Source organism: Neopusillimonas aromaticivorans, assembly GCF_030344915.1.
Taxonomy (GTDB): Bacteria; Pseudomonadota; Gammaproteobacteria; order Burkholderiales; family Burkholderiaceae_B; genus Neopusillimonas; species Neopusillimonas aromaticivorans.
Genome location: NZ_CP128233.1, coordinates 2,004,915 through 2,025,621 on the forward strand (window position 1 = coordinate 2,004,915; position 20,707 = coordinate 2,025,621).

Sequence of the window (20,707 nt, forward strand, 5' to 3'; positions counted from 1 at the left end):
AGGTAATCCGTGTATGGCGACCCCGGAACGTGGTTTTCGTGTAGTGGCATCGTGTCTGGCGGCCCTGGCCCTGGCCGGGTGCGCGGTTGGTCCTGACTATCAGCGGCCGGCTATCGAGGTGGGTACGCAGTACCGCCAGGTTGAGGGCTGGGTACAGACGGGCACGTCAATGCCTGCAGTGCGTGCCGACTGGTGGGCCTTGTTCAATGATCCGGTGCTTGATGCGCTGATGCGTGAGGCGCTGGAGTCGAATCAGACCATTGCGCGCGCCTGGGCCCAGTATCGTCAGGCAGCGGCATTGCTGGCGGCCAGTCGAGCCGAATTTTTCCGTTTGTGGGGCTTGGGGCTGATGTAACGCGGTCGCGGTCGGGTCAGGCCGAACCCCGGCGTGAATACAGTATCAGCGGTAATGTCAGCTGGGAGGTTGACCTGTGGGGGCGCATTCGTCGCGGTGCCGAGGCCGATCAGGCGCAAGTGGCGGCTTCACACGCCGATCTGGCCGCCACGCGGTTAAGCGTGCAATCGACCTTGGCCCAGACCTATTTCCAGATCCGGGCCAACGATGCCGGGCAACGTCTTCTGGAGCAGACGCTGGCGGCCTACCAGCGTTCGCTGGAGATCACCCGTAATCGTTACGCGGCAGGGGTGGTGTCTCAGCTGGATGTATCGTCGGCTCAGGCGCAGCTTGAAAACACCGCTACCCAGATGCTGGCCCTGCAGCGGCAGCGGGCACAGCTGGAAAATGCGCTGGCGGTGTTGCTGGGCAAGGCGCCGTCTCAATTTCGTCTGGACGAAGTCCGTGTCGCCATTGATGTACCTGTGATTCCGGCGGGTTTGCCCTCGCAGTTGCTTGAGCGCCGGCCCGACGTGGTAGCGGCCGAGCAGCGCATGGCGTCGGCGAACGCCGAAATCGGGGTGGCCCAGGCCGCCTGGTTTCCCGATCTGGTCTTGTCGGCCCAGGGCGGGTTTCGAAGCGGTCAGTGGGCACAGTGGCTGACGGCCCCATTCAGTTTCTGGTCGCTGGGCCCGTCGTTGGCAGCGACGTTGTTTGATGGTGGCGCGCGCAGCGCACGAGTCGATCAGGTGCGTGCGCAATACGATGCCGAAGTGGCTGCCTGGCGTCAGACGGTATTGACGGGGTTGCAGGAAGTCGAAGACTATCTGGTCGCCCTGGCCAGTCTGGAGCGTGAGCAGGCGACACAAGGCCGTGCCCTTGCGGCGGCCCGCGAGTCGCTGCGTTTGACACGTAACCAGTACGATGCGGGCCTGATTGATTATTTGAGTGTGGTTCAGGTCGAAACCTCGGCCTTGAATGCCGAGCGCGAGGCGATCAGCCTGGGTGCCGATCGCCTGATCGCCAGTGTGCAACTGATTGCCGCGCTGGGCGGTGGCTGGCAGCCTGACGGCCAGGCTGATTAACCTTGCGCTGCCCCAAGTGATATAAGGCGCTAAGGCAATAACCCGCGTATGGCGGCAATGCCATGCGCCCCTTTCTGCTGCGCCTGTTTCAATGTGCTTTCCGATTGTCCGCCAATGGTGTACACGGGCATTCCGGCGTGCTGGGCCAGCGCTTCGAATTCATCCCAGCCCAAAGCAGCTTGCCCCGGATGCGAGGGTGTGGGCAATACATGGCCCAACACGGCAAAGTCGGCACCCGCAGCGCGGGCCAATGCCAGGTCGTTTACCGAATGCACCGAGGCACCCAGCCATTTGACGTTCAATGCAGACCGGTTGATATTGGTCAGGTCTTGCGCGCGTGCCTGGACGCCATCGGCCTGGGTCCACCAATGGGTGGGGTGGGCACTGTTCACCAGGAACAGTAGGCCACGTTCGCGGCAGGCGGCCAGCACCGCCTGAAATGCCGCTTCCAGTGCGGCGGCTTGCCCGGGCTGTGCGGCCCAAGCGGGTTCACGAAACTGCACCATGCCGACGCCCTGTCCAGCGGCATGTTCAAGTTGCTGTAGGAAGGGGCGAAGATTTTCGGTTGTATTGATCGAGGTCAGCAGGTAGCGCTCGGGCAGTTTCAGCCAGCGCAAGGGCGGTTCTGTGGCCGGGAGCAAAGGCCCGACATTGATCGGGCCTTTGGCGTTCACCCAGGCCAGTTGCTGGTTTTCAAGCCCGCGCGGGGTGCCGGTCCAGCCTGTGACCTTGCAAAATGCCAGGTGGACAATATTCTTGGGGTACTCATGGACATAGTTCACCCACGGGCTGGCCTCGGTGACATCGATATCGATTTCTTCTTTCAGTTCGCGCGCCAGGGCTTGCAGTACGGTTTCGCCCGGTTCGATCTTGCCGCCCGGCAGTTCCCACCAGCCGGGCCAGGGCTTGTCGGCCGGCCGTTGACCCAGCAACAGCGACCCGTCAGGCTTCAGGATCAGGCCCGCAGCAACAAAAATCTCGGGTTTAGACATGGCGTGCGGCCCAGTCCTGCGCAAATTGTCGTGCCACCCGACCCGAGCGGGAACCGCGCCCCAGTGCCCATTGAAGCGCTTCCAGGCGCGAGGTTTCAATGGCTTCCTGCGGGCATCCCAGTTCTTTGAGCCAGTAATACACGATGTCCAGGTAGTCGTCCTGGCGGAAGGGGCGGAACGACAACCAGATGCCGAAGCGTTCGGACAGCGATACTTTTTCTTCCACGGTTTCACCCGGATGCACTTCACCATCGGGTTGATGTTGTGCGGCCAGGTTTTCGCTCATGTATTCGGGCATCAGGTGGCGGCGATTCGAGGTGGCGTAAATCAGAACGTTGTCGCCCGAGGCGCTAAGCGAACCGTCCAGCACCGACTTGAGCGCCTTGTAGCCGGCCTCGCCTTCTTCAAACGACAGGTCGTCACAGAATATGATGAATTTTTCGGGACGTTCGCTGACCAGGTCGACAATCGTGCCCAGGTCACCCAGATGCGCCTTGTCGACTTCGATCAGGCGCAGGCCCCGGTCGCCATAGGTGGCCAGCATGGCCTTGACCAGCGAGCTTTTGCCGGTACCGCGAGCACCCGTCATCAGCACATTGTTGGCGGGTTTGCCTTCCAGAAAGTGCCGGGTGTTCAGATCAATGGTTTCCTTTTGGCGTTCGATATGCTGCAGGTCTTCAGGCTGGATGCTGGCCACATGTTTGATGGCATCCAGCCAGCCTTGCGCACCTTCCTTGCGCCAGCGAAACGCACGCGCATCCCAGTTGATGGGTGGCGGGGCAGGGGCAGCCAGGCTTCAAGCTGGGCCAGTACCCGCTCGGCGCGGGCCAGCAATGTCGTCAGGTCAGGGGTGCTCACGGCAGTTCTCCGGTATGAGTCGCAAATCAGGGCGCATTATCGCCAATTTTCGGTTGTGTCATGCGAGCCCGGCGGGCTGAACGTATAATCGGGGGCTACGCCAAAAAGCTTCCCCGATTCTGTTGAATGCAGGTCCACTTTGAATATCGCTGAACTGTTTACCCCCATCGCCCAAGACATGAAAGCCGTTGATGCGGTCATCCGCGACCGGCTGAACTCCGACGTGGTGCTGATCCGTACCGTTGGCGATTACATCATCCAGGCCGGTGGCAAGCGCATGCGCCCCGCCATGTTGCTGATGGTGGCCCGTGCCCTGGGGTACAACGGCACGCTGCATCACTTGCTGGCGGCGGTGGTCGAGTTCATCCACACTTCAACCTTGTTGCACGACGATGTTGTTGATGAGTCTGATTTGCGACGTGGCCGCAGTACCGCCAATGCCGTGTTTGGCAACGCGGCCAGTGTGCTGGTGGGCGATTATCTGTACTCGCGCTCGTTTGAAATGATGGTTGAGGCTGACTCCATGCGGGTCATGCAGGTATTTTCGCAAGCCACCACTGTCATTGCGGAAGGTGAAGTGCTTCAATTGTTGAACGTGCATGACCCCGACGTGTCGTTTGAACGCTATTTGCAGGTGGTGCGCTACAAAACTGCCAAGCTGTTCGAGGCCTCCGCGCAGGTGGGCGCGATCGTGGCCCATGCAACCGGTGCACAGGAATCAGCGGCGGCGGGCTATGGCCGCCATATCGGCACCGCGTTTCAACTGATCGACGACGTGCTTGACTACGAAGGCGATGCCCAGGCTTTGGGTAAAAACGTCGGTGATGACTTACGTGAAGGCAAGCCGACATTGCCCCTGATCCGTGCCATGGAAGTCGGTACGGCGCAGCAAAAGCAACTGATTCAAGACGCCATTCGTACCGGCGATGGTGACTTCGAGGCCGTGGCCCGCGCTATCCACGATACTGATGCGCTTGAATACACCCGTCAGGCGGCCCGCGACGAAGCTGAAAAAGCCCGTGAGCAATTATTGGCGTTTCCGCCCTCCGAAGCGACCGAATCTTTGCTAAAATTTTGTTCTTTCGCTGTTGACCGCGATCGCTAGTCGGCAGCTGCACGTTCAAGTCGGGGCGTAGCTCAGCCTGGTAGAGTACTACGTTCGGGACGTAGGAGTCGGAGGTTCGAATCCTCTCGCCCCGACCAATATATTGTTCAGGTATCCTTGCCAATCAAGGGGTTGAAAGCACGGTTAAGCCGTGCTTTCGTTGTTTTTGTTGTGTCGCACAAAAATCTGACAAAAACCTGATGGGTTGTCATAAAATCTGCAGAAAGCGGCTGTTATGCTCTTCATAACAGCCGCTTTCTTTGATGCGTACTAACTTTACGGAGTGTTTATGACGGATGCCGTTGCCCCTTTCAGCCTCGCCGGCAAGAAGGGACTGGTTCTTGGTGTGGCCAATGATCAATCGATTGCCTGGGGATGTACCCGTCTGGCACGTGCACAAGGGGCCGACATCGTGGCCACCTGCGTCAGCGAAAAAGCGCGTAAGTGGGTCGAGCCGCTGACCAGTGCCATCGGGGTTGATCTGGTCCCGTGCAACGTTGAGGCCGACGGCCAACTCGAGGCCCTGGTGCAGCACGCCGTCAACAAATTCGGCAAGCTTGATTTCGTCATTCATTCGATTGCCTGGGCCCCGCTGGAAGATTTGCATGGGGCCGTTGTCGACAGCTCGCGCGAAGGGTTTGCGCGCGCCATGAACATTTCCTGCCATTCATTTGCCGAAGTGGCCAAGTTGTGTGCACCGTATATGACCGATGGCGGCAGCATGATCACCATGAGTTATCTGGGGTCGGTGGTTGCCGTGCCGCATTATGGCTTGATGGGGCCGGTTAAAGCCGCGCTTGAATCTACCGTGCGTTATATGGCCCAAGAATTAGGTCCGAAAAACATCCGGGTACATGCCGTTTCGTCGGGTCCTATCCTGACGCGTGCGGCATCGGGTCTGGCCGACTTTGATACCTTCATGGAAACGGCTCGTGCCAAGGCGCCATTGCAGCGTCTGGTAACCCTGGATGAAATTGCCCAACTCTCAACGTTCCTGTGCTCTGACGCGGCCTCGGGCATGACGGGTCAGACCATTTATGTTGACGCCGGTGTGAACGCGGTCGATTGATACGCCTTCCGGGTGCCATTTTGCAGATCATTATCGGGCCCGGTTGCCATGCCGGGCCCGCTGCTGTTCAAGGAAAGAAACATGACAGACACTGTACAAACCGACTGGATGGAAAATACGACCTACGACGAACTGTTCGTCGGGCAAACCGCCAGTTTCATGCGTGAAATCACGCGCCACGATATTGCGGCATTTGCGACATTGTCGGGTGACATCAATCCGGCTCACCTGAATGAGGAATACGCCAACGCCAGCCTGTTTGAAGGCGTGATTGCGCACGGCATGTTCGGGGCCGCCCTGATTTCGGCCCTGTTGGGGACACGTTTCCCGGGCCCGGTACGATTTACCTGGGGCAGGAAATCAAGTTTACAAAACCGGTTCGTATCGGTGATCGCTTGACGATCCAGGCGACCGTAACATCCAAAAATGATGAAAAACAGCGGATCAAGATGGATTGTGCCGTCATCAACCAGCATGGTGAGGTTGTGCTGAAAGGTGAGGCCAAATTGATGCCGCCGTCGCTCAAAATCCGGGTGCCCCGCATTACCGGACCACAGATCGTTCTGGTCGAGCCAGACGGGCAGCAGACCCCTCTGTCTGTTATCTCCGAGGGCTTATAACGTTGCGGGTTATCGAAAGTATTATTGTTTAATAAAATAATGCTTATTTGGAAATCAAATCGTGATGGTCACCGGTGCAGGGGTAAAATCATTTCGGCTTACCAACACCCAACCAGGAGGTAGAGACGTATGAATCCCCAAAACGCAACCGGTGGTCATCACAATGCCATGGCGCCCGAAGATACACCTGAACTGCGCCAGTTGTATGCTGATTTCGAAGCGCTGCACATCATGCCGCTCTGGACCCAGACAGGTTCCTTGATGCCCAGCCATCCGGCTCCGGCCGCAGTACCGCATGTCTGGAAATGGTCCAAACTGTACCCGGCCGCCAAGCGTTCCGGTGACCTGGTTCCTGTGGGTCGTGGCGGCGAGCGCCGTGCACTGGGTCTGGCTAATCCTGGGTTAGGTGGTCATCCGTTTGTCTGTCCGACGTTGTGGGCGGCCATTCAGTATCTTGGTCCCAAAGAAGTGGCCCCTGAACACCGTCATGCGCAGAATGCTTTCCGCTTTGTGGTAGAGGGCGAAGGCGTCTGGACCGTGGTCAGTGGCGACCCGGTTCGCATGAGTCGGGGTGACTTCCTGCTGACCCCGGGTTGGAATTTCCACGGCCACCAGAACGTGACTGACAAGCCCATGGCCTGGATTGACGGCCTTGATATTCCGTTTTCCTACCGCAACGACGTGGGTTTCTTTGAGTTCGGTCCTGAAAAACTGTCAGACGAAACAACGCCCGAGTTTTCGCGCGGTGAACGCCTCTGGTGTCATCCCGGGCTGCGTCCGTTGTCGGGCCTTCAGAACACCATCAGTTCTCCCATCGGTGCCTACCGCTGGGAATACACCGACCGTGCGCTGTCTGAACAGTTGCGCCTGGAAGACGAGGGCTATCCGGGCGTCGTCGAGCCTGGCCATGCGGCGGTCCGCTACATCAACCCCACGACCGGTGGTGACGTCATGTCCACCATCCGCGCCCAGTTCCATCGTCTGCGCGCCGGCACGGAAACCGCCCCGCGTCGCGAGGTCGGCTCCAGCGTGTTCCAGGTGTTTGAAGGCCGTGGTTCGGTGGTGATGAACGGCGAAACCCACAAGCTTGAAGTGGGTGACATGTTCGTCGTGCCGTCATGGGTTCAGTGGTCGTTGCAGGCCGAGACCCAGTTCGACCTGTTCCACTTCTCGGATGCTCCGATCATCGAGCGTTTGAATTTCGACCGCGTCCAGATCGGTTGATGGTGTGCCGGCAGCTTTCGCTGCCTGCCGTACTGAACGTTGCGTCAAATGCAAAAGCGCCCTAACGGGCGCTTTTGCATTTTTTGAATCTTCTTTACTTGAGTTTTTTCCGGTGACTGTCGAACACTTCGGTGGTGATGGGAATGCCCTGACCAACACTTTGGGTCACCGTGCAGAAGGCTTCGAATGAGGCCAGAACGCGATCCAGATGTTCAAGTGTCTCGGCCGGTACGCCCAGCGTCAGGACGCAGTGCATTTCTGTAACACGTAACCGGTTCTGGTCATTGCGGCCGATTTTTGCGGTGACGGTGCAATGGATGGGTTGCGGGTCTTGCTTGTATTTCTTAATGGCGAAAAACAGCGAATCGCACAGGCAATTGCCGACCGCAGCGGCCAGGAACTGAACGGGCGACGGCCCTTTACCTTCGCCGATGGGGTGGGGCTCGTCACCCAGCACGGTGGGGATGCCTTCACCGAAAGAAATTTCAAACTGGAAGTCTTTGATCTGTTCAAGCTGCACAGAGATAATGGGATCTGACATAAGTATCGTTTTCTGAAAAATTTGGCGGCGCACTGGTGGGCGGGTGTCAGCAGGCGGGTTGCCGCGTCGCAACCTGCGCCTGGCGTGCTGGCCCTGATCAGGCCGGTGCACAGCACGTCAGGTAGCCGCAACCAGCAGTTTACACGGGCCGGTTGCGTCAGGGTCTCGTTTAGTCGTTGCTGATGATGACCTTCATGGCCTTTTCTTTGGCCGCATTGCCAAACACATCATAAGCCTTCGGGAAGTCGTTGAACGTGAAGCGATGCGTGATCAGCCCTTCGGGTTGCAACTTCCCGGACGTGACGTTCTTCAGCAGCATCGGGGTGGTGTTTGTGTTGACCAGCCCGGTGGTGATGGTGACGTTCTGGATCCAGAGTTTCTGGATTTGCAGATCAACGCTTGTGCCATGAACACCCACGTTGGCCAGATGCCCGCCCGGACGGATAATGTTCTGGCAAACATCAAATGTTTGCGGTATGCCCACGGCCTCAATGGCGACATCGACCCCGTCTTTGGTGGTTTCCTTGATCCGGGCTTCAACGTTGGTGTTTGTGCTGTTGATGACTTCAGTGGCGCCGAATTTCAGGGCCATTTCAAGACGGGCGTCGTCGACGTCGATCATGATCAGGCGAGCCGGTGAGTAAAACTGGGCCGTTAGCAATGACGCCATGCCGACCGGCCCGGCGCCGACGATGGCGACGGTGTCGCCCGGTTTTACCGCCCCATAAAGTACGCCGATTTCAAAGCCGGTGGGCAAAATATCGCTGAGCATGACCAGCGCCTCTTCATCAGAACCGGCCGGAATCGGGTACAGGCTGTTGTCCGCATGGGGAATGCGTACATATTCGGCCTGGGTGCCGTTAATCAGGTGGCCGAGAATCCAGCCGCCGTCTTCGCAGTGCGAATACATTTGCTTTTTGCAGTATTCACACTTGCCGCATGAGGTGATGCATGAAATTAAGACACGGTCGCCTTTTTTAAAATTGCTGACGGCGCTGCCAACCTCTTCGACAATGCCCACGCCTTCATGGCCCAGGATGCGGCCGTCGGTAACGGCTGGAACATCACCTTTGAGGATGTGCAGGTCGGTGCCGCAAATGGTGGTTTTGGTGACACGGATGATGGCGTCGGTTGGGTGTAATACCTTGGGTGTTTCGACAGTTTCCCAGGCTTTCTGGCCTGGGCCGTGATACACCATGGCGTTCATTGTGGCGGGAATTGACATGCGGCCTCCGGTGGGGTTGGTGATACACACGGCCCACTGCGCTGCAGTGTGACCTGCTGAAAGATGCAGTGTGACCTGCTCAACGGTCATCTTGGCATGAACAGGCCTCGGCAGGTTTGATCCGTGTCAACCATAGAGGTTCAGACTTGGTATCATTGACGGGTTGAATCGCACCCTTTTCAGAGAACCGACATGCCGCAATATCGCTCACGTACCTCGACTCACGGCCGCAACATGGCTGGTGCCCGTGCCCTTTGGCGCGCCACCGGCATGAAAGACGCCGATTTTGAAAAACCCATTATCGCTGTGGTCAATTCGTTCACCCAGTTTGTGCCTGGCCACGTGCACCTGAAAGACATGGGGCAACTGGTCGCCCGTCAGATCGAGGCGGCAGGCGGTGTTGCCAAAGAGTTCAACACCATTGCCGTTGATGATGGCATCGCCATGGGTCACGGCGGCATGCTGTATTCGTTGCCGTCGCGCGAACTGATTGCTGATTCGGTCGAATACATGGTCAATGCCCACTGCGCTGATGCCATGGTGTGTATTTCCAACTGCGACAAAATCACCCCGGGAATGCTCATGGCGGCGATGCGTCTGAACATTCCGGTGGTGTTTGTTTCGGGTGGCCCGATGGAAGCGGGCAAAATCATTGACCCGTCCAGCAAAAAGATCATGATGAAGCTTGACCTGGTTGACGCCATGGTCAAGGCCGCCGATGACAGCGTTTCAGACGCTGACGTGGCCGAGATCGAACGCAGTGCCTGCCCCACCTGTGGTTCCTGCTCCGGCATGTTTACCGCCAATTCCATGAACTGCCTTACCGAGGCGCTGGGGTTGTCGTTGCCCGGCAATGGCACGATTGTAGCCACCCATGCGCGCCGTCAGCGTTTGTTTGAAGACGCCGGCAAACTGGTGGTCGAATTGTGCAAGCGTTACTACGAGCAAGACGATGTGTCGGTCTTGCCGCGCAGTATCGCTACATTTGAAGCCTTTGAAAACGCCATGACGCTTGATGTGGCCATGGGTGGGTCAACCAATACGGTGCTGCATTTGCTGGCCGCCGCCCAAGAGGCCGGGGTCAATTTCACGATGTCTGACATTGATCACGTTTCGCGTCGTGTGCCGTGCCTCTCGAAAGTGGCGCCCGCTACTGACAAATATCACATTGAAGATGTTCACCGTGCCGGCGGCATTCTGGGCATTCTGGCCGAGCTTGCACGTGCAGGCTTGTTGAATACCGAAGTGGGTAACGTTCACAGCGGCACGCTGGGCAATGCCATCAAGAACTGGGACGTTAAATCGCCCGACGTCAACCCCGAGGTGCTCGAGTTTTTCCGGGCGTCACCGGGCGGTGTGCCAACGCAGGTAGCATTCAGCCAGAATCGTTACTACGACAGCCTTGATCTTGACCGTGAAGGTGGCTGTATCCGCGACAAGGCGCACGCCTATTCGCAAGACGGGGGCTGGCTGTTCTGTATGGCAACCTGGCACCCAATGGTTGCATTGTTAAAACCGCAGGTGTTGACGACAGCATTCTGAAGTTCACCGGCAAGGCGCGTGTTTACGAAAGCCAGGAAGATGCCGTGGCCGGAATTCTGGGCGACGAGGTCAAGGCAGGTGATGTCGTCATCATTCGCTACGAAGGCCCTAAAGGTGGTCCGGGCATGCAGGAAATGCTCTATCCAACGTCATACCTCAAGTCGAAGGGTCTGGGGGCGTCGTCTGCCTTGCTGACCGATGGCCGTTTTTCGGGTGGTTCGTCGGGGCTGGTCATTGGCCATGCATCGCCGGAAGCGGCCGAAGGCGGCAACATCGGGTTGGTGAATGACGGTGATACGATCGAAATTGACATCCCCAACCGTATCATCAATCTGGCGATTTCCGACGCCGAATTGCAGCAACGTCGTACGGCCATGGAAGCTCGTGGCGACAAGGCCTGGAAGCCGGTGAACCGCGAGCGCGTGGTTTCGCAAGCCCTGATGGCGTATGCGGCACTGGCGACCTCGGCAGATCGCGGCGCTGTGCGCGATATTAGTCAGTTGAGCCGCAAGTAATCCGGCCGCAGCTGTTAATGCAACACAATAAAGGGGCTTCGGCCCCTTTGTTTATTGCATTTAACAGTAAACCGTTCTTCAAGGGCGGATTCATTAAAGGTTAAGTAATAGTACTTATTCGTTACGTCAACGCCCCAATTGCTGCTTGTGGCTCTTTGCGCGGAACATAGCTGCCTGTATTGCAGTTATTTTTCAACAGGTGAGGAGCGCCATGAGCGAGATAGCACAAAAAACAGATGATCACGCGCTAGATTCAGTACCTGATTCAGAGCGGCAAGGCTGGATCAAGTTGACATGGGGAACTACCGGGATCGTCACAACGCTGGTGCAATTGTTTGTGGGGGCCTTGGCCACCTTTGTCGCAGGGTTCTGGATCGGGGTTATTTCCGGGATCGGTGTAGCGATTATTGGTGGGTTGCTTGGGTGGGCTGTTGGTAATGTGGCCTACCGAACAGGGTTGTCGAGCTCGGTACTGGCCCGTTTTCATGGTTTTGGCAAGAAAGGGTCGATCATCGTCGCGCTGGTTTTCGGGTTCATGATCATCGGCTTCATCGCACTTGAAAATGTGTTGCTGTACAAGGGCTTCCTGTTCTGGTCTGACCAAGCGGACTCTCTGGGGCTGCGTGTCAGTTTTTATGCGGTTCTGACCGTTGCCTGGATTGTCCTGACGGCCTATGGTTTCCGGCAGGTTACGGCGTTTGCGTCAGTGACGCTGGTTGCCTTTATTGCCGTGCTGGTTTACCTGATGGTCGAGATCATTCAAGGTTCTGGGCAATCCTGGGTTGATGTGTTCAGCTTTGGTGCACAATTGCCGCCTGAAGCGTTGGCTGCTCTCGGTGCCGAGACTGTTGTTGGCAAGTACGTGTTCTGTTTCAATATCATGATTGGCGCTGCAGGTGCACTGGCCCTGATTGATGCAGACTTGGGCCGTTATTCCAGGAGCAGCAAGGATATCGGTATTGCGGCAGGGCTGGGAAACCTGTTCATGAATGTCATCATGCTGGTGATCGGTGCGGCAGTGATGTATGCCGGAACCAGTCATTTGGTTGACTATTACGTTGCCCAAGGGATGAGTCAGGCCGAAGCCCAGAGCAGTGTCCTGAGTTCTCCCCACAGCGTGGCGGCCGCGTTCATCATCTTCGGTGGTACGGTGGGTGCGATTCTGCTGTTCCTGGCGCAGGGCAAGGCCCAGGTATTGAACACGTATAGCGCGTCGCTTTCGCTAACCAATATTGCAGATGTGATTTTTGGCTGGCGCCCCGGGCGTGTCATTTTCGTGGTCTTGGCAAATTTGCTGGCGTGTCTCATGATTTACTTTTCCATTCTCGAATGGTTCAGTGGTTTCATCACGACGCTGGGTGTCCTGACGACCTGCATTGCCGCCATCATTATCTGTGACTACTACATTGTTTCAGGCTGGCGGCGAGAAAAAGGTGTCCGTACCGACGTACATTGGCCTGGCATTCTGACTGTTATTGTTTCCTATGTATGTGCCCGTCATGTATTTCAGGGGATCATGCCTGTCGAGTTCGTGACATCTGTCATCGCGACTTTGGTTGTTTATCCTCTGTTTTCACGGGTATTGGGCGGCAGGGTTGTTCCCGCCTATATGGTCAAATAAGTTGTCATAATGATGTAAAGAAACACCCGTCGCAGGGTTGGTATGCGGCGGGTGTTTGTTGTTTTAAAAAATAAATCCGGGGTGGACAAAAGGAGCATCGTGTTATGTCTTATGCAGTGTATGTCGTTGATGACGATGAGTCCGTCGCACGGTCCCTGAAATGGTTGATCGAGCCGTTGGGTTATGAGGTTCATACCTACGAGAATGGTCTGGCATTTCTTGAAAGCTACAAGAGAAACGGAGTCAGCCCGGTAGGTGTGCTCGTGGTTGATGTTCGCATGCCTGTTATGGGAGGGTTTGAATTGCAACGCGAGCTGAACGCACTTGACTTCAGTTTGCCCATTATTTTTTTGTCAGGGCATGGTGATGTGCCCCTGGCCGTTGCCGCCATCAAAGATGGTGCACATGACTTTCTGCAAAAACCGATCAATGACCAGGTGCTGATCGACAAGATCAACGGAGCGATCAGAAAAAGTCTTGACCAAAAAATGTCGTCCGAGCATCTGGGTGAGGCCTCTGAAAAAATTGCAGGCCTGTCGTCGCGTGAAAAAGAAATTCTTCAGTGTGTTTCCGATGGTTTGTCCAGCAAGGAAATTGCCAGAAAGCTGGATATCAGTCACAAGACGGTGGAAGTCCACCGGGCTAACATCAGAAAAAACTGGGGCTTAAGTCGATCGCAGAGCTGACCAAGGTTTTTTGCGACTTACGCTAGGAGATACGGGTATGGCCTTGCAAGCGTTTAATGCCGAGGTCTTCGGATATCGCGAAATTTTTGATTATGCCAACGATGCCATGATCATCCATTGTGCGCATACCGGGGATGTGCTTGAAGTCAACCGTCAAGCGTGTCAGTTGTACGGTATCAAGCGTGAGGCTCTGATAGGGCTGCGTGTTGGCGATCTGGCCAGGGGCAGTGAAACTTACAACCACGAGACAGCGCTGAAAGTCATTCGTAAGGCTTACGAAGAAGATGTATTGTTGACGTTTGAATGGGAAATCACTCGCCCGGATGGTTCGTATCGGCCCGTGGAGTGCAACCTGAAGCGTCTGGGTGGACAATTTAGCGGGCTGGTATTGGCCATGGCACGTGATATCACTGACCGGCTCCGGCGAGATGAGGAAGATCGCCAGCGTGATCAGGATCTGAATCATCTGGCACGACTGTCTCTCGCAGGGGAGGTGTCAGCAGCCATTGCCCACGAACTGAACCAGCCCTTGTGTGCTGCCGTCAATTATTTTGCCGGATGCCGAAATCGTCTTGCTCGCGAAACCCATTCCAGGGCCGAAGTGATGTGGGGCATGGAAATGGCGCAGAAAGAGCTTGAGCGTGCCGGCAAGGTGGTGTCGGTGATCCGCAACTTCACGACCAACAAGCGCCAGAGTCCCAAAATCATTGGTATCCGGGAGATGGTGGAAAGCGCCTATGAAATCATCAAGGTACAGATCCAGAGTGCGCTAGCCCAGTGTGATCTGAATATCCAGAGCGATGCCCGGGTGTTGTGCGACGTTGTTCTGATGCAGCAGGTTATTTCAAACCTGGTCGCCAACTCGCTGGATTCCATGGCGGGCAATGACCGCAACAGCAGGCGGCTCAGCATCAATGTACAGCGGGTGCGGGCTGACACCGTCGAGGTCTCTGTGGTGGATCAGGGGTCTGGTGTTCCCGAATACCTGAAAGAAGATCATTTTTACAAAATGTTCTACACCACCAAAGAGGGAGGCTTGGGTTTGGGGTTGTCGTTGTGTCGGAAAATCGTCAAATCGCATCGAGGGACATTGAATATTACCGATCGAACTGACGGGGAGCGAGGCACTGTCGTTAGTTTTACGCTGCCCGCGTTCGACCCTTATTGAGCTTTATTGACGGGCTTTCGCCTAGCAATAGCGGTCAAAGAATAAATGCTCAGGCGAAAACCCTTTTTCTGACAAAGCCAGTTCCAGTGCTGATGTCAGAGCGGGCGGGCCTGCGCAGTAGATATCCAGACCGTTCAGGTCAGCATTGAAGACGTCGAAGAATGCTGTGTGAAGGAATCCGTTCAGGGTTCCCGCAACGCGGGTTTGTTCAGAGGCAACGGGGTAATAGTTGATTTGACCTGCATGGTCTGCGACCAGTGCCCGGAATGCCTCAGGGGAAAGCAGGTCAGCGTCGGTTTTTCCACCAAAAAAGAAATGCAGCGGTTCGAGGGCTCCGGCGGCCAGGTGGGCGCGAGCGATGGACAGCATGGGTGCCAGTCCAGACCCGCCGGCAAGGCAAACCTTGACGCAATTGCGCGTTCGATAATGGGCAATACCGTAGGGGCCATCAATGATGATTTCTGGCAGGGCCGATGCTTCAGGCAGGTTGAACAGCAGGTTTGAAACCTTACCGCCTGGCACCTTCTTGATCATGAACTCAAGATACGCCTCTGTGCCGGTGCCCGACATCGAGTAGGCGCGCTCTCCGACGCCAGGGATGTTGATCAGCGCATACTGGCCTGGCAGAAAGTCAATGCGCTGTTCGGGTTTGAAGCGCCAGCTGTAAATGTCGTGGGTGACGGGTTCGATCGAGATCAGGGTGGCACGGGTGGCTGAAGGCTGATGTATGGGGACGTACGCCTCATCGAAATTGACTTTGATGGCAAGGTCACCACAGGGTCGCGACTGGCAGCCCAGTTTGCGCTGCTTGCGTACATCGCGTTCTGTAATCCCGGAGGCGCCAGGCATCAGGTCGTCAATCGTACCCTCGACAAGGGTGAACTTGCATGTTCCGCAAGACCCTGAATTGCACTCATAAGGAAAGCCCAGGCCGGCGCGCAGTGCTGCCCGCGCGATCGTGTCAGTTTCATGACAGCTGAAGGTCTGCCCGTTTTCGGTCGTGATTATTGGCATGTCAGGGTACCAGGTAAAGCTTGTTTTCGATGATTCTGATTGAGTGTGTCTTGATCGGAATGGTGCAGGGTGCTGCCGTGGCTTCGCCGGTGATGAAGTTGAAAGCCCCTGAGTGAAAAGGACATTCCACTTCACAGCCGTCAACATCGCCATCGCACAGCGAGGCATTGCCGTGCGTACACTTGTCGTTGATGGCGTAGTAGTCGTTGTCGTACTTGAATACGGCGACGGCGGGTTGTTCTTGCAGTTCCACACGATGGCCTTGCCCTTCGACCACTTCCGTGGTTTCACATAAATAGACCAGCGTTTCTTGTAGTTCGGTGATGATCATGTCGGACGTTCCTGGTGAGGAGTGATGAAATCTGCCGGATACGGACTGTGCAGGCATATCTGCAGGTTCATGTTTTTGATGAACCAGCGGTTGTCCTTGCGTACAAAACGGGCTTCGTAGAAGCCCGCCATGATCGAGTCTTGCGGGCAACCTGAGTCGTCAGTCGCTTTTGACAATTCCCATAGTGCCCACTTCGCGGTGGCGGTCAGGTTTTTTCGCAAATATCGATCCAGGGGTGGCCATGGCATGAAAGCTCCAGAGGATTCTGGTTTCGGCGATGGATCGCAAGCCTTCCCTGATGGCTTTGCGCCCCTTGAATTCGCCAAACCCCTCACATCGCCATACTGCGTTTTTCGTGAACAGAGGCCCCAGTAAGTCGGGGTCATTCAGACGGTCTGCACCGAGTCCGTACAGTGCAATGATGTTTCTGATGCCTTCAAATGAATAAAGACGCTGGATTTGTTGCTCTTTCATGGGGGTGCCGGAAGTCATGCCATGGCCTGAGGCCATGGCGGTGATCAGATATTGACTGTGTCGCCGTGCTCGGCAACGAACCGGGATTCCTCAAACGCATACGGAACGCCGGTGCTGCCGCCGTAAAGCTCTACGTGCGGAGCAACTTCTGCCAGGCTCATGGCCAGCCAATAAAGCGGACGATGCTCTTCAGGCAGTTGACCATAAGGATGCTGGTCCAGAAATTTCAGGATCGAATCCATGAGGGGCATGATCTGGCCGTAGAACTCTTGCAGTTGTGCAGGGCGCGCGTTCAGACGCTCGGCCTGACGCTGGCTTTCCGTGGGCTTGGCCCACTTCGCCAGGAAAGGGTGAGTGCGCTGAATTGGTCGGGTAAGGTGTAAGTCATGGTGTCTTCCTTATTTCATGTATTTTTCAAGAACGTGGTAACCATGACGCAGCAGGATCTCTTCATCTTGCAGGTGCATGACATCTTTGGCTCCTGATTCCAGCGCGTCCTGAGTGTCTTCCATGGTGGCCGTGTCTTCCAGCCATGCATTACGTTGCAGTGTGACGGCAAATTGCTGGGCCCAGCGTTCGGCGTAGCTGCTGACCTTGGGCAAGTAGTATTTGCCTTCCCAGCGGGTTTTATTGGGGCCCATGGGCCAGAACTGGTGGGTGAACCACAGCCCTTCGCTGATATGCAGCAGAATGTTCGGGAACAACACGGTCAATTCGAATGCAAAGTCTTTCCGGTTGGACGGGTTCACCGATTCGGGCAGCATGGTTTTTTCTTTGAAGTTGATCAAAGAGGCGCCGGTGATTGATGTGGCAAGAGCTGCTGCTGGTTTTGGTTTGGCATTATTGGTCAGACAAACCGCAGCGGTACGATGGTCGCCGAGCAGTTGCAAGTCTTGCAGTCCAGAGCCGAAAACGTCGGGAAATGAGCCTGCATGGATGGTCGCGACGTGGTATGCCTCGGCAAACGCGTCGTGTGCTACTTTCCAGTTGCAGTTCAGTTCGGTGTTATAGGCGAAGACGCTTTCCATGGCATGGTAGGGAAAGCCTGCCAGGTGGTCACCCATGGCACCCAGGTAATCTTTGAGTGATTGTGTGCCCGAACTGTCCAGGTTGATGAAAATGAAACCTTCCCATACATCGGTGCGGATGCTGGTCAGACCGTTTTCTTCATCGATAAAACCGGCGTGAAATTTTTCTTTCTCGGGGACATCAACCAGTGCACCCGTGGCGTTGTACACCCAGCCGTGAAAGCGGCAGGTCACCACGGCAGCCTTGTTATGGCCAAAGGTTTCATCACCGCCTGTTTCCACGACGACCTTGTTGCCACGGTGGGAACAGGTGTTATGAAAGCCGCGAATGACGTTGTCTTTGCCGCGAATCAGGATGACCGAGGTTTTGGCAAACTGCAGCTTCTTGACCTTGTAGTCACCGGCGTTTGGAATTTCCTCAACCCGGCCGACGCGCAGCCAGGTTTTTTGAACACTTTTTCGACTTCGGCCTCGTAGGCTTGTGGCGATACATAAGGTGCAACGGGGATGGGCTCTCCGCCGAGTTCGGGGTATTTTTCTGCCCAGCGCAATGCAGTGGTTTCGCTCATTTGTGGTCTCCTTTGATGATTACAGGTTGTACTTTTCTCGGGCCAGGTGGCCGATGCCGATCTGATCCAGAATGTGCATCGGGCACATGAATGTGACGCGCACAACACCTGGCAGTCGGCTTATTTCAATAGAGCCGGTGATGGTTGCACGGTTCAGGATCTCTTCATAGGCGAGGCCAGTGATCTTTGCGGCGCGGCGCAGGCCTGTTTCGGTCGCTTCATTCAGGTTTTCACCGGAAGCCACAAAGGTGATCGGAGCGTTTTCCTCAATAGAGGTCTGCCCCCAATGAGCTGCCAGGGCCTGTATCTTGAGTTTTTGTTCTTTCGTGAACGGGCGTGCCATTTCTGGCAGATCTTCCAGATTTTGCAGAAGAATGGGGCCATCAAGTGTCAGGTTCTTGATGACTTCGACGCTGACTTCGGTCTCTCCCGACACGTCGGTGGCGTGACCCGCGATTTCGCCGTTGCCTTGCTGGGCATGCATATCGCCCATGTAGATGCCGGCGCCTTTGATTTTGACGGGGCAAATCAGGATGGCGCCTTCACGTACCGAGTTCGTATCCATGTGACCGTCGGTTTTGGCAGCGTCGAGCGCTTCCTTCGTGAAGTTGTACTTGTGGGGTGCCCCGATCAGATACTGGCCGAAGTCAGCACAGTTGTGTGAGTCAGGCATGTCTTGTGAGGGTGTGGTGCCGATGTTGCCCAGAAATGGCTTCATGTGGGCAGCAACGCCAGGCATGTCGGCACGTGCTAGCGACAGGATCGAGTGCTGTGCCGAGTGAACGGGAAGACTGGACATTTCGTCGGCCTGACCGGCCAGTTTGTCGGCAATAGTCTGGTCAACGGTAATGCTGACCTTGTTTTGCGGGTCCAGAACAATGACATAACCGTTGCGGAACCGGAATGCGCTGACCTCCGCACCACAGACGTCGCAATGGATGGCTTCCTCGCCAATGCCTTCCACGTGGCTGGCGGGATGTTCTGTTCCGCAGTTGGCACAAAACTTGGCCACAAAGGGGTCGCCATGATAGCGGCCTTCAACGAATTCCATTACGCCAGAAGACGTTGCGATGGAGGTAACCCGCATTTTGTTGATTTTGATGGCCACGGCGTCGCCGACTTCTGCTCCTTCAACAGCGACGGGCAGAGTAACTTCGTGTCCTCCCTGAAAGGCGGGGGTAATCATCGGACCCCAGCACCCCGGAGGTGTGCCCGTCTTGATGGTGCCGCCATTCTTGATGGGGCCGAGCATGGCCCGGCTGGGCCCGATGATTCCGCCGGAATACTCGTTAACCGAGATATAGTCCAGCGCTTCGGTGTTTAAGGTGGTGTGTTCGCTCATGCAGCGCTCCATTGCCAGAATCTAGCCAGTAAAGTCTTTATCGACAGTCTGTATTCTGGACTTTGGGCGCTGCGTGAACTATTGGGGTGAATTGATAAAAGCAGTAAGGATAAGTACTTAATGCACCGGTGCGCAAAACGCTTAAGTCGTATAAATTTGCTGCCCTTTCTTTACAAACTCAACCGCTTTTTCCCGCATGCCCAGTGCCAGTGCTTTTTCTGCTTCGACGCCTCTGGACGACGCATAGTCACGCACATCCTGGGTGATTTTCATGCTGCAGAAGTGGGGGCCGCACATTGAGCAGAAATGCGCGGTTTTCATGGAAGCCTTGGGTAAGGTCTGGTCATGGAATTCGCGTGCAGTGTCGGGGTCAAGGCCCAGGTTGAACTGGTCTTCCCAGCGGAATTCAAACCGCGCTTTTGACAACGCATTGTCCCGGATAGCGGCGCCGGGATGACCCTTGGCCAGGTCGGCCGCATGGGCGGCAATCTTGTAGGTGATGATGCCGTCTTTCACATCCTTTTTGTTGGGCAGTCCCAGGTGTTCTTTGGGTGTCACGTAGCACAGCATGGCGGTGCCGTACCAGCCAATCATGGCGGCACCGATGCCCGAGGTGATGTGGTCATAACCGGGGGCAATGTCGGTGGTCAGGGGCCCCAGGGTGTAGAAGGGGGCTTCGTGGCAGTGTTTCAGTTGCTCATCCATGTTTTCCTTGATCAGGTGCATGGGGACGTGACCTGGGCCTTCGACCATGACCTGGACATCGTGTTTCCAGGCCACCTGGGTCAGTTCACCCAAGGTGCGCAGTTCGGCAAACTGGGCGTCGTCGTTGGCGTCATGAATTGAGCCCGGGCGCAGGTTTTCCCGTATGGCGACGAACTCCATCTCGGGTGTGATGATGCCTTGGCGGGCATAGTGCATCTGGGTGACGTTATGGCCCTGACGTGCGCAGCGGGGCAGTCGGTTCAGTTCAAAACGAAGCGCCTGGGTGGCGGGGTCGCTTTTGCGTTGCTTGCCAAAGACACTGGAAGGGCCGGTCAGTCGCTCGGTGTCGTTGCGCTCTTCAATCCAGCCTGCACGCAGTTCAGGCAGCCCTTTGCGAATATCAATGCGGGCGTCGGGGTCGGTGTAAGGGCCGCTGGTGTCGTAGACGGTGATTGGCAGATTCTCTTTCACGCCATCGGGGGTTGGGGTGGGGTGTTGCGAGATCTCCCGAAACGGCACGTTCAGGTCGGGACGTGATCCAGTGACATAGATTTTCTTTGCGTTTGGAAACGCGCAGGTAGCCGCCGGATCGGCGATTGCCGGGGCGGTGTTATGAGGTAGGGAAGGCATGGTTGCTCCAAAGTGACACAAATGGAGCC

General features: G+C 56.1%; 19 protein-coding genes, 1 tRNA gene and 3 pseudogenes. 11 read left to right on the forward strand and 12 right to left on the reverse strand.

All coding sequences use genetic code 11. The features are described from left to right. Positions 1 to 13 precede the first annotated feature (13 nt). Positions 14 to 1,419, forward strand: a pseudogene (locus tag N7E01_RS11065) (efflux transporter outer membrane subunit). Between the two features lie 29 nt (positions 1,420 to 1,448). Here N7E01_RS11065 and N7E01_RS11070 read toward each other — a convergent pair. Beyond that, positions 1,449 to 2,411 (reverse strand): Nudix family hydrolase, encoded by a 963-nt coding sequence (locus tag N7E01_RS11070; protein ID WP_289172923.1) that lies wholly within the window; start codon positions 2,409 to 2,411, stop codon positions 1,449 to 1,451. Continuing rightward, positions 2,404 to 3,269: pseudogene (locus N7E01_RS11075) on the reverse strand (ATP-binding protein). The gene N7E01_RS11070 and the pseudogene N7E01_RS11075 overlap by 8 nt, the downstream one beginning before the upstream one ends. 139 nt (positions 3,270 to 3,408) lie before the next feature. Here N7E01_RS11075 and ispB point away from each other — a divergent pair. The 6 genes from ispB to N7E01_RS11105 all read left to right on the forward strand — a co-directional run bounded on the left by ispB (position 3,409) and on the right by N7E01_RS11105 (position 7,287). Next, on the forward strand, positions 3,409 to 4,374 hold the full coding sequence (ispB, locus tag N7E01_RS11080; RefSeq protein ID WP_289172924.1) for an octaprenyl diphosphate synthase: 966 nt from the start codon (positions 3,409 to 3,411) through the stop codon (positions 4,372 to 4,374). Between the two features lie 21 nt (positions 4,375 to 4,395). Then, positions 4,396 to 4,472, forward strand: a tRNA-Pro gene (locus N7E01_RS11085). A gap of 191 nt (positions 4,473 to 4,663) precedes the next feature. Further along, positions 4,664 to 5,443: an enoyl-ACP reductase FabI gene (fabI, locus tag N7E01_RS11090; RefSeq protein WP_289172925.1), complete on the forward strand. Its 780-nt coding sequence runs from the start codon at positions 4,664 to 4,666 to the stop codon at positions 5,441 to 5,443. 81 nt (positions 5,444 to 5,524) lie between these two features. Further along, on the forward strand, positions 5,525 to 5,842 hold the full coding sequence (locus N7E01_RS11095; protein ID WP_289172926.1) for a MaoC/PaaZ C-terminal domain-containing protein: 318 nt from the start codon (positions 5,525 to 5,527) through the stop codon (positions 5,840 to 5,842). Next, positions 5,827 to 6,063, forward strand: a complete 237-nt coding sequence (locus N7E01_RS11100) for a hypothetical protein (RefSeq protein WP_289175796.1) — start codon at positions 5,827 to 5,829, stop codon at positions 6,061 to 6,063. The genes N7E01_RS11095 and N7E01_RS11100 overlap by 16 nt, the downstream gene beginning before the upstream one ends. Before the next feature lie 129 nt (positions 6,064 to 6,192). Then, complete coding sequence (locus tag N7E01_RS11105; RefSeq protein ID WP_289172927.1) at positions 6,193 to 7,287, forward strand: cupin domain-containing protein; 1,095 nt, start codon at positions 6,193 to 6,195, stop codon at positions 7,285 to 7,287. A gap of 94 nt (positions 7,288 to 7,381) precedes the next feature. Here N7E01_RS11105 and N7E01_RS11110 read toward each other — a convergent pair whose 3' ends face one another. Next, complete coding sequence (locus tag N7E01_RS11110; RefSeq protein WP_289172928.1) at positions 7,382 to 7,828, reverse strand: OsmC family protein; 447 nt, start codon at positions 7,826 to 7,828, stop codon at positions 7,382 to 7,384. A gap of 169 nt (positions 7,829 to 7,997) precedes the next feature. Continuing rightward, a complete protein-coding gene (locus N7E01_RS11115; protein ID WP_289175797.1) occupies positions 7,998 to 9,035 on the reverse strand; it encodes a zinc-dependent alcohol dehydrogenase family protein in 1,038 nt (345 codons plus the stop codon). A 210-nt stretch (positions 9,036 to 9,245) separates the two neighbouring features. Between N7E01_RS11115 and ilvD the strand changes: the two are divergent. The 4 genes and pseudogenes from ilvD (at position 9,246) to N7E01_RS11135 (ending at position 14,585) form a co-directional block, all read left to right on the forward strand. Beyond that, positions 9,246 to 11,110 (forward strand): annotated as a pseudogene (gene ilvD / locus N7E01_RS11120) (dihydroxy-acid dehydratase). A 211-nt stretch (positions 11,111 to 11,321) separates the two neighbouring features. Beyond that, on the forward strand, positions 11,322 to 12,731 hold the full coding sequence (locus tag N7E01_RS11125; protein WP_289172929.1) for a purine-cytosine permease family protein: 1,410 nt from the start codon (positions 11,322 to 11,324) through the stop codon (positions 12,729 to 12,731). Between the two features lie 104 nt (positions 12,732 to 12,835). Beyond that, positions 12,836 to 13,417, forward strand: coding sequence for a response regulator transcription factor (locus N7E01_RS11130; RefSeq protein WP_289172930.1), 582 nt, complete (start codon positions 12,836 to 12,838; stop codon positions 13,415 to 13,417). 37 nt (positions 13,418 to 13,454) lie between these two features. Next, entirely contained in the window at positions 13,455 to 14,585 is a 1,131-nt protein-coding gene (locus N7E01_RS11135) for an ATP-binding protein (protein ID WP_289172931.1), read from the forward strand. Between the two features lie 21 nt (positions 14,586 to 14,606). Here N7E01_RS11135 and N7E01_RS11140 read toward each other — a convergent pair whose 3' ends face one another. From N7E01_RS11140 to N7E01_RS11175, 8 genes are all read right to left on the reverse strand, one after another. After that, positions 14,607 to 15,599 (reverse strand): 2Fe-2S iron-sulfur cluster-binding protein, encoded by a 993-nt coding sequence (locus N7E01_RS11140; RefSeq protein ID WP_289172932.1) that lies wholly within the window; start codon positions 15,597 to 15,599, stop codon positions 14,607 to 14,609. A 1-nt stretch (position 15,600) separates the two neighbouring features. Next, positions 15,601 to 15,930: a non-heme iron oxygenase ferredoxin subunit gene (locus tag N7E01_RS11145; RefSeq protein WP_289172933.1), complete on the reverse strand. Its 330-nt coding sequence runs from the start codon at positions 15,928 to 15,930 to the stop codon at positions 15,601 to 15,603. Next, complete coding sequence (locus N7E01_RS11150; protein WP_289172934.1) at positions 15,927 to 16,061, reverse strand: hypothetical protein; 135 nt, start codon at positions 16,059 to 16,061, stop codon at positions 15,927 to 15,929. Before N7E01_RS11150 ends, N7E01_RS11145 begins: the two co-directional genes overlap by 4 nt. Before the next feature lie 28 nt (positions 16,062 to 16,089). Continuing rightward, entirely contained in the window at positions 16,090 to 16,440 is a 351-nt protein-coding gene (locus tag N7E01_RS11155) for a nuclear transport factor 2 family protein (RefSeq protein ID WP_289172935.1), read from the reverse strand. Between the two features lie 8 nt (positions 16,441 to 16,448). Continuing rightward, complete coding sequence (locus N7E01_RS11160; protein WP_289172936.1) at positions 16,449 to 16,655, reverse strand: hypothetical protein; 207 nt, start codon at positions 16,653 to 16,655, stop codon at positions 16,449 to 16,451. A gap of 147 nt (positions 16,656 to 16,802) precedes the next feature. Then, positions 16,803 to 17,984, reverse strand: a complete 1,182-nt coding sequence (locus tag N7E01_RS11165) for an aromatic ring-hydroxylating oxygenase subunit alpha (RefSeq protein ID WP_350495036.1) — start codon at positions 17,982 to 17,984, stop codon at positions 16,803 to 16,805. A 36-nt stretch (positions 17,985 to 18,020) separates the two neighbouring features. Then, on the reverse strand, positions 18,021 to 19,343 hold the full coding sequence (locus N7E01_RS11170) for an acetamidase/formamidase family protein (RefSeq protein ID WP_289172937.1): 1,323 nt from the start codon (positions 19,341 to 19,343) through the stop codon (positions 18,021 to 18,023). Positions 19,344 to 19,484: 141 nt separating this feature from the next. After that, a complete protein-coding gene (locus N7E01_RS11175; protein ID WP_434089509.1) occupies positions 19,485 to 20,678 on the reverse strand; it encodes a phosphomethylpyrimidine synthase ThiC in 1,194 nt (397 codons plus the stop codon). Between the last annotated feature and the right edge of the window lie 29 nt (positions 20,679 to 20,707).

Bases quoted from the DNA above. Each gene is read 5' to 3' on its own strand.
- N7E01_RS11070 (WP_289172923.1), bottom strand. From the start codon at position 2,411: ATGTCTAAACCCGAGATTTTTGTTGCTGCGGGCCTGATCCTGAAGCCT.
- fabI (WP_289172925.1), top strand. From the start codon at position 4,664: ATGACGGATGCCGTTGCCCCTTTCAGCCTCGCCGGCAAGAAGGGACTG.
- N7E01_RS11095 (WP_289172926.1), top strand. From the start codon at position 5,525: ATGACAGACACTGTACAAACCGACTGGATGGAAAATACGACCTACGAC.
- N7E01_RS11105 (WP_289172927.1), top strand. From the start codon at position 6,193: ATGAATCCCCAAAACGCAACCGGTGGTCATCACAATGCCATGGCGCCC.
- N7E01_RS11110 (WP_289172928.1), bottom strand. From the start codon at position 7,828: ATGTCAGATCCCATTATCTCTGTGCAGCTTGAACAGATCAAAGACTTC.
- N7E01_RS11115 (WP_289175797.1), bottom strand. From the start codon at position 9,035: ATGAACGCCATGGTGTATCACGGCCCAGGCCAGAAAGCCTGGGAAACT.
- N7E01_RS11125 (WP_289172929.1), top strand. From the start codon at position 11,322: ATGAGCGAGATAGCACAAAAAACAGATGATCACGCGCTAGATTCAGTA.
- N7E01_RS11130 (WP_289172930.1), top strand. From the start codon at position 12,836: ATGTCTTATGCAGTGTATGTCGTTGATGACGATGAGTCCGTCGCACGG.
- N7E01_RS11135 (WP_289172931.1), top strand. From the start codon at position 13,455: ATGGCCTTGCAAGCGTTTAATGCCGAGGTCTTCGGATATCGCGAAATT.
- N7E01_RS11140 (WP_289172932.1), bottom strand. From the start codon at position 15,599: ATGCCAATAATCACGACCGAAAACGGGCAGACCTTCAGCTGTCATGAA.
- N7E01_RS11145 (WP_289172933.1), bottom strand. From the start codon at position 15,930: ATGATCATCACCGAACTACAAGAAACGCTGGTCTATTTATGTGAAACC.
- N7E01_RS11150 (WP_289172934.1), bottom strand. From the start codon at position 16,061: ATGGCGGGCTTCTACGAAGCCCGTTTTGTACGCAAGGACAACCGCTGG.
- N7E01_RS11155 (WP_289172935.1), bottom strand. From the start codon at position 16,440: ATGGCCTCAGGCCATGGCATGACTTCCGGCACCCCCATGAAAGAGCAA.
- N7E01_RS11160 (WP_289172936.1), bottom strand. From the start codon at position 16,655: ATGCCCCTCATGGATTCGATCCTGAAATTTCTGGACCAGCATCCTTAT.
- N7E01_RS11170 (WP_289172937.1), bottom strand. From the start codon at position 19,343: ATGAGCGAACACACCACCTTAAACACCGAAGCGCTGGACTATATCTCG.
- N7E01_RS11175 (WP_434089509.1), bottom strand. From the start codon at position 20,678: ATGCCTTCCCTACCTCATAACACCGCCCCGGCAATCGCCGATCCGGCG.